The sequence below is a fragment of the Roseateles sp. genome (genome assembly GCF_031397715.1).
GTDB lineage: Bacteria > Pseudomonadota > Gammaproteobacteria > Burkholderiales > Burkholderiaceae_C > Paucibacter_A.
In genome coordinates, this window is record NZ_JANNMI010000418.1 from 1 (window position 1) to 4,415 (window position 4,415).

5 protein-coding genes are annotated in these 4,415 nt (G+C 64.5%); all 5 read right to left on the reverse strand.

Annotated elements, in window-relative coordinates; genetic code table 11:
* The coding region (locus RMO57_RS18380) for an AMP-binding protein (RefSeq protein WP_310389115.1) at positions 1-1,434 on the reverse strand (1,434 nt) is incomplete at its 3' end.
* A complete protein-coding gene (locus RMO57_RS18385) occupies positions 1,431-2,567 on the reverse strand; it encodes an acyl-CoA dehydrogenase family protein (protein ID WP_310389117.1) in 1,137 nt (378 codons plus the stop codon). The genes RMO57_RS18380 and RMO57_RS18385, both read right to left, overlap by 4 nt.
* Before the next feature lies 1 nt (position 2,568).
* Entirely contained in the window at positions 2,569-3,396 is an 828-nt protein-coding gene (locus tag RMO57_RS18390; RefSeq protein WP_310389119.1) for an enoyl-CoA hydratase family protein, read from the reverse strand.
* Entirely contained in the window at positions 3,393-3,905 is a 513-nt protein-coding gene (locus RMO57_RS18395; protein WP_310389121.1) for a MarR family winged helix-turn-helix transcriptional regulator, read from the reverse strand. Before RMO57_RS18395 ends, RMO57_RS18390 begins: the two co-directional genes overlap by 4 nt.
* A partial coding sequence (locus RMO57_RS18400; protein WP_310389123.1) for an SDR family NAD(P)-dependent oxidoreductase occupies positions 3,905-4,415 on the reverse strand: 511 nt, incomplete at its 5' end. The genes RMO57_RS18400 and RMO57_RS18395, both read right to left, overlap by 1 nt.

The following is a 4,415-nucleotide window of genomic DNA, read 5'->3' on the forward strand; positions in this document are numbered from 1 at the left end:
GACGACTTGGCCGCGTTCCTCGTCGGCCACGCCGATGACCGCACATTCCGCCACCGCCGCATGGGCCAGCAGCGCCTGCTCCACCTCCGGCCCGGCGATGTTGTAGCCGCCCGAGACAATCATGTCGTCGGTGCGCGCTTGGTAGACAAAATATCCATCGGCGTCTTGCAAGTAGGCGTCACCGGTCAGGTTCCAGCCGTTCAAGACATAGCCGGCTTGACGTGCATCGACCAGATAGCGGCAGCCGGTCGGCCCCTTGACCGCCAGCCGGCCCACCTGGCCCGCTGGCAAGACTTGACCCTCTTCGCCCAGGATGCAAGCGCGGTAGCCCGGCACCGGCACACCCGTGGCGCCCGCTTTGGCGTGTTGCTCGTCATGCGAGATGAAAATGTGCAGCAGCTCGGTGGCACCGATGCCGTCAATCAACTCGACGCCGCAGGCCTGCTTCCAAAGCTGCCGCGTCGCGGCCGGCAAGGCCTCGCCGGCGCTGATGCATTTGCGCAGGCTGCTCAAGTCGTGCTGCGAAGCGTGCGCCGCCATCACACGGTACGAGGTCGGCGCTGTGAACAAAATGGTGGCACGGTACTGGGCGACAGCGGGCAACAAGGTCTCGGGCGCGGCCTTTTCAAGCAGCACGGCCGAGGCGCCCACGCTCATCGGGAACAGCACCAAGCCGCCCAGCCCAAAGGTGAAGGCCAGCGGCGGGCTGCCGATGAAGATGTCGTCCGCTTGGGGCTTGAGCACATGGGTCGGCCAGCAACGGCAGATCGCCAACACATCGCGGTGGAAATGCATCGTGCCCTTGGGCGCGCCGGTGGTGCCCGAGGTGAAGGCGATCAGGCTGCAATCATCGGCGGCGGTGTCGACGTTGTTGAACTCGCTGCTGTGCAAGGCGGCACGCGCCTCCAGGCCATCACTTGCCTCGCTATGAAAGTGCAGCACGCTGCGCAGTTGTGGGCAGGCAGGCAAGGCCGCAGCTAACTCTTCCGCCAGACGGACATCGCACAGTGCATGGCTGACCTCGGCCTTTTGAATTACCTGCGTCAATTCCTTGGCGCGCAGCAAGGGCATGGTCGCCACCGCCACGGCGCCCACTTTTTGCACTGCAAACCAGCACGCCACCATCTCCGGCGTGTTGGCGCCGCGCAGCAAGACCCGGTTGCCGGGCAGCACGCCCAGCTCGGCCACCAACACATGGGCGATCCGGTTGGCCTGGGCCTGCAGATCGGCATAGGTCCAGCGCGAACCGTCCGAGCCTTGCAGGCACAAGCGCTCGCCCTGCCCGTTGCCTATCCACGCATCCAAGAGCTCGGTCGCGCAATTGAGGCGGTCCGGGAAATGCAGCTCGGGCAAGTCGAAAATCAGCTCGGGCCACAGCTCGGGCGGTGGCAAATTGTCACGCGTGAATGTGTCCACATGGGCTGAAGCAATCATTTGAGCAAGTCCCGTCCGATGATCAGTTGCTGCACCTCGCTGGCCCCTTCGTAGATGCGCAGCGCGCGAATTTCGCGGTACAGCGACTCCACCATTTCGCCGCTTTGCACGCCGCGCCCGCCGAACAGTTGCACCGCCGCATCGATGACACGCTGCGCGCCCTCGGTCGCCATCAGCTTGGCCATCGCCGCCTCGCGGGTCACGCCCTGCCCCTGATCGCGTTGCCAGGCGGCGCGGTAGACCAGCAGGGCCGAGCTGTCGACCGTGCAGGCCATATCGGCCAATTTCGCCTGCGTCAGCGGCAGCTCGGCCAGGGTGGCGCCGAACATCTTGCGGCTTTTCGCCTGCTGCAAGCCCTCTTGCAAGGCGCGGCGCGCAAAACCCAAGGCGGCCGCCGCGACCGAGGTACGGAACACATCGAGTGTGCGCATCGCGAGCTTGAAGCCCTCACCGGGCGCGCCAATCATCTGGCTCTTGGCGACCCGGCAATTGTTGAAGCGCAGCCTGGCCAAGGGATGGGGTGCTATCACCTGAATGCGCTCGGCAATCTCGAGGCCGGGCAGGTCGGCGTCGACAATGAAAGCGCTGATGCCGCGCGCGCCGGGCGCATCAAAGGTACGGGCAAAGACCACATAAAAATGCGCGATGCCGCCGTTGGAGATCCAGGTTTTTTCGCCGTTCAGCACATAGCTGTCACCGTCGGAGGCGGCGCTGCACTGCAGGGCCGCCACGTCGGAGCCGGCGTCGGGCTCGGACAGCGCGAACGCAGCGAGTGCTTTGCCCTCGGCAACCGCCGGCAAGTAACGTTGACGTTGAGCAGGCGTGCCGGCCAACGAAATCGCGCCCGAGCCCAGGCCCTGCATCGCAAAAACAAAGTCGGCCAGGCCGTTGTAGCGCGCCAAGGTCTCGCGCAAGAGGCAGATGGCGCGCGTGTCGATGCTCTGGGCCGGGCCAGCGACGGCATGATTGAGCCAGCCACCCGCCCCCAAAAGCCTGGCCAGCGACGCGCATTCGGCGTCCACATCAGGGCCATGGGCCGACTGCAAATTCTCGGCGCACCATCTATCCAAGCGCTGCGCCAGCTCGCGGTGGCGGGGCTCGAAGAACGGCCAGTCAAGATGTTTGAGATGCATATCAGTTTCCCTTGAACTCGGGCCGCTCTTTGGCCACAAAAGCGTTGTAGGCGCGCTGAAAGTCCTGCGTCATCATGCAAATCGCCTGCGCCTGCGCCTCGGATTCGATCGCCTCGTCCACGCCCATCGCCCATTCCTGATGCAGCATTTTCTTGGTCATCGCGTGGCCAAAGCTGGGGCCGCTGGCGATCTGCTGCGCCCACTCAAGCGTCTGCTGGAACAAGTCCTCGGGCTCGACCAGCCGGTTCAAGAAGCCCCAGTTCAACCCCTCTTCGCCGCCCAGGTTGCGCCCGCTGTAAAGCAGATCCGAGGCCCGGCCTTGGCCGACGATGCGCGGCAGAATCGCGCAAGCACCCATATCGCAGCCGGCCAGCCCGACCCGTGTGAACAAAAACGCCGTCTTGGAGCGGGCCGTGCCAACGCGCAAATCCGACGCCATGGCAACGATTGCTCCCGCGCCGGCACAAACGCCGTCGATGGCCGACAACACCGGCTGCGGGCAGGCGCGCATCGCCTTGACCAAGTCGCCCGTCATGCGCGTGAAGGCCAACAAGTCGGGCATGCTCATCTGCGTCAGCGGTTTGATAATTTCATGTACATCGCCGCCGGAGCAAAAGTTACCGCCGGCCCCTTGCACGACGATGGCGCGCACGTCGTCTGCGTCACACAGCGTGCGAAACAGATCACGCAGCTCGGCGTAGGAGGCAAAGGTCAACGGGTTCTTGCGCTCGGGGCGGTTCAAGGTGATGACGCCGACTTGCCCCCGTAGCTCCCAAGCAAAGTGGGCGGGCGTGTAGTCCAGCAGGCTGATTCTTTCTTGATGCTTCACTTGGCGTTGTCCTTTGCCTTGACGGCGGGCAATTCCAGCCCGTCCAAATTACTCAGCTGGGTCTTCAAGCCCGCCAGCAGACCGAAGACCTGACTCTTTTCCTCGACGGACCAAGCGGCCAAGAGCTCGACCACCCATTGCTCATGGGTGCTCGCCATGCGCTTGAATTGACGCAGGCCGGCGGGCGTCAACTTGACCGTGAAGGAGCGCCGGTCGCTGGGGCGCGCCTCGCGCACGACCAGGCCTTCAAGCTCCAATTGATCGGTGATGCCGGTGATATTGCCGCCGGTCACCATCAAGCGTTTGGACAGTTCTCGCATCGACAGACCTTCCGGCTTGCGCTCCAGCTGGGCGAGCAAATCAAAGCGCGGCAAGGTGGTGGCAAAGTCTTGCCGCAAGCGGCTGCGGATCACGCCCTCGATGCGATGGGTGCAGCTCAGCAAACGCAACCACAGGCGCAAAGCCTGGTGATCATCCGCGCGGGCGCGCGACTCCAAGTCAAGTTCCATCACAACATCAACTCGCCGCCGCAGACGGCGATGGCCTGGCCCGTCATCGCCGCGCTGCCGCGCTGGGCCAGCCACAGAACTGTGTCGGCTACTTCCTGCGGCTGCACCAGCCGGCCCTGCGGGTTGGCAGCCTCCAGCTCGGCGCGTGCCTCACCGAGGCTGCGGCCGGTCTTGTGGGCGATGGTGTCGAGCGCCCGATCAATGATCTCGGTCTCGGTGTAGCCGGGGCAGACCGCATTGATGGTCACGCCTTTTTTTGCGAACTCGATCGCCATCGCCCGGGTCAGCCCCAACACGCCATGCTTGGCCGCGGAATAGGCCGCCACGTAGGCGTAACCCGTTAGGGCGGCGGTACTGGCCACGTTGATGATGCGCCCGAAGCCGCGCTCGCTCATGCCGGCCACCACCTCACGCGAGCAGAGAAAAGTGCCGGTCAGGTTGACGTTCAACATCGTCTGCCACAGCGCCAGCGAGGTTCTGGTCAAGGGTGCGGTTTCGACCTGGCCGGCG